Source organism: Nocardia sp. NPDC004718 (genome assembly GCF_053601535.1).
The window spans coordinates 1-6611 of the sequence record NZ_JBSGCA010000110.1 but is presented as its reverse complement, the minus strand read 5'-3'; the positions used below and the strand labels follow the sequence as shown (position 1 = coordinate 6611).

The following is a 6611-nucleotide window of genomic DNA, read 5'->3' as shown; positions in this document are numbered from 1 at the left end:
CCAGGCCGCCGCGCCAGCCAACCCCTCCGACCCGAAATCCCTCGGCCAGCAGTCCGCCGAGAACGGCGTCCCCACCATCACCGGCCGGGTCTCCGCCCTGCGCCAACCGGTCCTGCAAGCACCCGCACCGGTCATCGCCGACGCCCTCGGCATCCACTACACCACCGCTCACCGGCACCACGACCACGCCGGCGGCACCTGGAACCGCTACGCACCCAGCGACCACAGCCGCTGACCGCTACCGGCCCGGCGGACCGGAATACCGACTACCTGAATACCGGGCCCTGCCAGTCGGCGACCCCTGTTCGCGCCGTTGGCGTGTCAGCGTGTCGGGGTGTGCTCCGATAACCGCCAGTCGACGCGGGGAGCGCCGCTCACTCGAACACCAGGTTGGGGTAGCTGCATACATAGATAGATGTATGCCGGTGTGAATTACCGATGCGGGGCAGATACCTATCCGATGAGGATGGTTAACGTGCAGCAAACACACTGCGGTGACGACACCGTCATCTGATGTCGGCTGTTTTACCTGAGCGTTTCCTCTGTGCGGGCGAAGCCGTGGAGAGCAAAATTTTATCCGGCCGGGTAGAGACGGGTGTCCGTGGCGGCCGGCCGATCCGGAACTGGTTTCTACGATGACTGCACTACTACCTCTTGCCTACGGGTACTTGCGCGATGATCTGATCACCGACCACGACCGCGACGCGGGTGATGAGAGGCTGCGGGTTGCGGCCATATCGTTGGGCTACGAGTTGGCCACGGTGTTTCATGAACCGCGACCGCAGGGCGGGCTGCTTCCCCCGGTGTTCGTCGATCTGATCCAGGAATGCCGCCGCGCTGCGGCGCACGCGGTGATCACCTTGCCCGGGCACCTGTCGAACATGTCGATGTGCCGGATGGTGCTGCAGGAGGTCTTGCACGTACGTGCCGAGGCCGTCGTCCACGAAATCGGGCAATGACCCGGCGCGCGGACTTGTGGTCACGAACAACGGTCTGGAAGCCGAAAGGAATGTTCCGGGTGGGTGCCGGTCACCCGATGGGGGCTGCCGGGCCGACCCCGGGCGACGCCTCCGATGCTACCGAAAACACGGCACAACGCAGCGGGCGGCGACCACGTTCGCGGGGTCCGGCGACGTAGGCTGCCTAACTATGACCGAGGATCTGCAAGAGCGTCTGATCACGCTGGAGCGGCAGGTCGCGGACCTGCTCTGGCGGATACGCAGCGTCGAGCAGGACGCCGCTGCCGCGCGGACGCTCGCCGGTGGCGCGGATCGGGACGTGAGCGAGGTCAGTGCGCAGATCTGCGACTTCCGCCAGGCCAGCGGGAGAACTTCGCCGCGATGCGTCAGGACCCGGCCCAGCTGCGCTCCCAATCGCTACCCGCTGACATCCCACCAGCCGCGACAGCAACCGGTAACCAAGCTGACGACAGAAGAAAAAACGGAGTCGCTTGACCTTCACCGGTGGACACGACGCCACAGGCTCGACCCCTCGCGTCCCGGCCGAACCTACGGCGTTACGGCCACTGCCCGAACGGCGGCTCAGACCCCGACCCCACCCAGCAGCCTGTCAGCCCACCCTGACATGTCAAGCGTCTCTCACCTCGACGGCCGCAATACCCATGGCGGAACTTCCTCTTACCCCAGTGCTCAGCAGACCAACCCGGCCCGGAACAGCCATTCACCCAGCACGGCGCCTACCGACAACGATACGACCTCCGATTGCGGGTCGCGTTCACGCTCCTGCTGCGCTACGGGCAGCCACTCAGCAGAATCGTCCGGCTCAACATCGACGACGTCATCACCAGCAACGACGGTGTCTTCATCCGGTTCGGGGTGCCACCAACGCTGGCTCCTGAGCCCTTCGCCAGCATGGTCCTCGACCTGATCGATCAGCGCACGGACATGCGGACAGCAAGTAACCCGAACTCCCGCCGACTGTTTCCAGGCCGCCGCGCCGGCTAATACTGCAACGACACTCGGATGAGTCGGTGCTGGTAGGGGAGTGTCCGATTAACGGCGGATCCGATCCCGGTGTTGGTTAGTTTCCGGTCGGGGTGATCCGGCCTTCGAAGGTGATCGCGAAGGCGTTGAGGGCGGGTTTCCACCTCATCGCCCATCGTGCCTTGCCGTGTCCGGTGGGGTCGAGGGATCGGGTCACGAGATACAGGCATTTCAACGCGGCTTGTTCGCTGGTTCTGTGGAATCTGAAATGTCAAGGTCGTGGGGATTTTCCCTGGTTGACCGATACGATCGGCAACAGCGTGGCGGTCGCCGAAGTGCCGATCTCACGCGGCGTGGCTCCGGCCGGAGTAGGGACGTCGGCCAGTCGGTCGAGGAGCTGGTCGAGAGCTGTTTGTCCCTCATCGACCGCGGCGCGCTCGTCGTCGGTGAGCGGGACACTGGCCAGCATCCGTTGCAGGTTCTCCTTGGCTTCCAGAAGCTGCGCTCGGCTCGAGTCCTTCGGCGTGTAGAAATCACAACGGGCGCAAGCCATTCGGTGTGGACACTGTTCGAAGAACGAATAGGTGCAGTATCCGTGGCCGAGGTCGTAGTACTGCCATGGCCCGCCGGCGACGGCCTGGCCCGAGGTAACGGCGTCCCGGTCGACGAGGACTTCGATAGTGCGGACGTTGCGAGCGAAGTAGCCGGCGTCGCTGTATGCCTTGGCGAGGGTGTTCGGGGTGATCTTGGCGTAGTGCTGGGTCGATTCCGGGCTGCGATGGCCGAGCCATGCCTGCAGCTCGAACAGCGTCATCGGTTCCTTGGCGTTGTAGAGCTGTGTCGCGATGGTGGAGCGGGCGCGGTGGCTGGTGATGCGTCCGCGAACGTCGGCGGTGGGGACGCCGGCCTTGCGGCAGAGCATCGGGATGATCTTCTGGTTGATGTAGTTCTTGCTGACGCGACCGGCGCGGACGGCGAACAGAAAATGCACTCGCTCACCGGTCTTTCGGTCAAGCATCGGCGGCTGATCGGGCCGTGTGGCCTGCCATGCTTCGATGGCCTGTCCGAGCAGCGGGTCGACCGGTTTGGTGAACGCGATCCCGGTCTTGTGGGTAGGAATGTCGAGCAGGCAGACCGTGCCGTCTCGATGATTGTCGGCATCGGCGCTGTCGGCCGAGTCGCGTTGCCAGCGTACGCATCCGACGCGCAGACGCGCGATTTCGTCACTGCGCTGACCACTGAACAGCCAGGTGAGCGTGATCGCGCGAACCATATCGACCGGGTGTGTGCAAGCACCCCGGCCGGGCAGGTCGGCAGGGTCGAGGTTGAGACCGGCCCAGAGCAGTTTGGCCCAGATGTCATCAGCGATTACTCGCGGATCCGGTCCCTGCAGAGCGGTGATGCTGCGGGGCGTGGCCAGCGCTCGTGCGGGGTCGAAACGACGCGGGATCCATTCCCAGTCCTGGCAGTCGCGGAAGAACGTTCGCGCAGCCCGCAGGTAAGCACGTTTTGTCCTGGGTGACAACGGTTTCCCGAGCCGGTTTTGCCGGGTCTTGCACCAGTGCGTGGATTGAACGTGGTCGCCGACAGTCATGCGGTCGACGGCCGCGACCCAAGCCGCGCAGGTCTGCCGGGACCACTGGCCGGGTTCGGCGATGTCGGGGTGATCGGCGGCGAGCCATCGTCCGGTCTTGGCCAGGATGACCCGGTAGATGCTGCGGGTGGATGGTTCCAAGGTGGAGGTGGCGTTCCAGCGCTCCACCCACTGCACCCAGGTTGCCGAAGCCCCGGTGATAGGCACTGGCCCGTCTCCGAATTTCGGCGCTTCCGGTGGATCGGTGTGCCCGAGCGCGGCCAGGGCTCGATGGATTCCGTGCAGGTGGCGGATGTGGTGGTGTTGCTGCATCGTCGGGGTCGTGCGGAGTTCGACCAGTGTCTGTGAGGACAAGTCGCTCAGGCTCGGGCTGCGGTTGAGCAGCAGGATCGAGCAGACCAGCGACGCCAGTTCGTTGGCGCGGTAACCCCATCCGGTCAAGACCTCGCGGATCGGCTCGATCGCGTTCTCGACGGTTTCCGGGCCGAACACCCGTTGAGCCAATGCTGGTCGTTCGAACGGACCGGCCAGCTCGAAGGCGGTGAATCCTGTCAGCAGGTAAGCGTAGGCCAGTAGGAATCGGCGCGCTGAGATCCCGACCTGTCCGGGATAGTTCGCGCGAAGATGCGCAGGGCTGAGCACCTCACCCCACTCACGGGCCGTCCATACCCAAAATGCCCGGTCAAGCGTGACGCAGCGATGCAATACGATCGCGGTGCCGTCTCGCGCGAATCGTTGCTGATGACGGTTGCCTCGATTCCAATGCATCACCGCCAGCGCATCCTCGAGCGGGTCCGTGAGTCGCCGGATCTGTTGCCATGCAGTCGAATTGCGGTCCCGTCCGCGCCGCAGCCCGTCGAAGCCCAGCGCGTGCAGTCCTTCGGACTCGACGGTGGAAAGCCGGCCCCGGCGGCGGTATTGGTTGATATCCAGCGGCCAAGTCCGTGCGTGATCGCTGGCCGGCCCGACGACGGCCGCCGATGATGTGACGGTCACCGGGCCGCACTCTCCTGCTCGCCGAGCCGAGCCAACATCTCGACCCGCCAGCCGTGGATCTGGTCCATGCCGCGGGCGAGTTTGTCGGCCAGTTCCCGGCCGGACAGATGGATGTAGGTGAGCGTGGTCTCGGTGCTGCGATGCCCAGCGAACGTGGCGATCGCGTGCAACTCCCAGCCCGTTCGCGCCAGATCCGTCAAGCACAGATGCCGTGTCGTGTGCGTCGAGAACTGCGGAACCCCGGCAGCAATCGCGATGCGCCGCACCACCTTCGACCACGTCCACAAACTCACCGGCTGCCCGTTGTTGCGCCGCGATTCCGACAGGAACAACCGGCCGCGAGCCCGGCTGATCGTCGCCCGATGCGCCAGATACCCCTGCAACAGCGCCCCGGTCGCCGCCGAATACGGCACCATCCGCTCCAGCCGGTTCTTCGTTGTCTCGGCCCGGATCCGCAGCATCCGCCGGCCCGGGTCCAGGTCATCGGTGCGCAGCGAGCACAACTCCTCGCGTCGCAACGCCGCGTCATAAGCCAACGCGAGCATCACCCGGTTGCGGGGCGGCTCCGCTGCCGCGACGGCGAGAATGTCCATCCACTGCGACTCGGTCGGGATCCACGGCAGCTTCGTCAGCCTCGGCACCAGGCCACGCTGCTGCCCGCCCGACTTCCGGCCGGGCGTATAGCGACCCCGCCCAACCGGATTCGACTCCCGAACACCCTCTTCGACCAAGTAGTCGAAATACAGGCGCACCGGAACAAGTCGCTGCTGGATCGTGGCGTTCGCCAGACCGCACCCGGAATCGATCGACACCACATTGGCACCGCGGCGGCTGGCTCGACCGGTCAGCTCGCGAACAAAGACCGCGACGTCAGCCCGGTTCGCGACCACCGGATCGACACCGTGATCCTCGCAGACCCGCAAGAACTCGGCCAGCCCCCGCGCATAGGCATCGATCGTGCGCGGCGCCCGGCCGAGGTCGGTCCACACCTGCAGCGACTCAGCCGCCCGCTCGTGCCGACCGAGCACCGGCCACTTCTCCTCCAACCCCGTTGCCGCCAAGCCTGCCTCCCAGTTCCGTGGTCAAATTCGGAGCCGTCGAGCTCCTCGGATTGATTCCACGTAACTAATAGGAAGTGACCTCGGGCGCGGATCGGCCGCAGGTCCTTGCTCATCTGGTCCCAATACCTGCGGGAGGCGTAACGGAAGGTGTTGCGCAGCAGGTGGATGACACATGTCTGCACGACGGTTCGTTCCCACACGGTGTTGATCGCGTCGGGCAGACCCTTGAGCCCGTCGCAGACGGCGATGCACACATCGACGACACCGCGGTTCTTCACCTCGGTCAACACCTGCAGCCAGAACTCGGCGCCTTCACCGCCGTCGCCGGCCCACAAACCGGGGATGTCACGCTCCCCGGCGCAGGTGACGCCGATGACCACGTAGACCGGCCGGTTGACGACCTGCCCATCCCGGACCTTCACATGCACGGCATCGATGAACACCACCGGATACACCCGCTCGAGTGGCCGGTTGCACCAGTCGGTCATCTCGCCGATCACCTTCTCGGTGATCCGGGAGATCGTGTCCTTGGATACCGACGCACCATAGATATCGGCGAAATGGGCAGCGACCTCGCCGGTGGTCAACCCCTTCGCGGTCAGCGACAACACGATCTCGTCGATCCCGGTCAGCCGGCGCTGCCGTTTCTTGACGATCTGCGGGTCGAACGACGAGTTGGTGTCCCTGGGCACCTCGATCTCGACCGGCCCGATCTCGGTCAACACCGTCTTCGAGCGGGTTCCGTTGCGAGAGTTGCCTGTTCCCCGACCAGCCGGGTCGTGTTTCTCATGGCCGACGTGCTCGGTCATCTCCGCCTCCAAAGCGGTTTCCAGCACGTTCTTCGTGAGCTGGTTGAGCAGCCCACCCGGGCCGAGCAGCTCCACGCCCTGCTGCTTGGCCTGGGCCAGCAGCTGCTGGGCCAGCTTCTTCTGATCCACCGCATCCACCACGGATTCGAGTGTCTCCGACATCAAATGATCCTTCCCGCCGAACCCTCAGGCTCGGCCAGACAGACCG

The 6611-nt window shown here is 65.1% G+C and carries 4 protein-coding genes and 3 pseudogenes; 3 read left to right on the top strand and 4 right to left on the bottom strand.

The genetic code is table 11. The features are described 5' to 3' along the window. From ACWEH3_RS35445 to ACWEH3_RS35435, 3 genes and pseudogenes are all read left to right on the top strand, one after another. Positions 1 to 235: pseudogene (locus ACWEH3_RS35445) on the top strand (hypothetical protein); the annotation flags it as partial. 400 nt (positions 236 to 635) lie between these two features. Next, positions 636 to 959: a hypothetical protein gene (locus ACWEH3_RS35440; protein WP_450026563.1), complete on the top strand. Its 324-nt coding sequence runs from the start codon at positions 636 to 638 to the stop codon at positions 957 to 959. Between the two features lie 762 nt (positions 960 to 1721). After that, positions 1722 to 1964: a hypothetical protein gene (locus ACWEH3_RS35435; protein ID WP_450026561.1), complete on the top strand. Its 243-nt coding sequence runs from the start codon at positions 1722 to 1724 to the stop codon at positions 1962 to 1964. A 76-nt stretch (positions 1965 to 2040) separates the two neighbouring features. Here ACWEH3_RS35435 and ACWEH3_RS35430 read toward each other — a convergent pair. The 4 genes and pseudogenes from ACWEH3_RS35430 to ACWEH3_RS35415 form a co-directional block, all read right to left on the bottom strand. Then, positions 2041 to 2208, bottom strand: a pseudogene (locus ACWEH3_RS35430) (IS256 family transposase); the annotation flags it as partial. A 6-nt stretch (positions 2209 to 2214) separates the two neighbouring features. Further along, positions 2215 to 4533 (bottom strand): tyrosine-type recombinase/integrase, encoded by a 2319-nt coding sequence (locus ACWEH3_RS35425; protein ID WP_450026559.1) that lies wholly within the window; start codon positions 4531 to 4533, stop codon positions 2215 to 2217. After that, positions 4530 to 5345, bottom strand: a complete 816-nt coding sequence (locus ACWEH3_RS35420; RefSeq protein ID WP_450026557.1) for a tyrosine-type recombinase/integrase — start codon at positions 5343 to 5345, stop codon at positions 4530 to 4532. The genes ACWEH3_RS35425 and ACWEH3_RS35420 overlap by 4 nt, the downstream gene beginning before the upstream one ends. Positions 5346 to 5683: 338 nt before the next feature. Beyond that, positions 5684 to 6565 (bottom strand): annotated as a pseudogene (locus ACWEH3_RS35415) (IS256 family transposase); the annotation flags it as partial. Positions 6566 to 6611 lie beyond the last annotated feature (46 nt).

What these genes read in the sequence shown, in the direction of transcription:
- ACWEH3_RS35440 (WP_450026563.1), top strand. Translation starts at nt 636, where the DNA reads ATGACTGCACTACTACCTCTTGCCTACGGGTACTTGCGCGATGATCTG.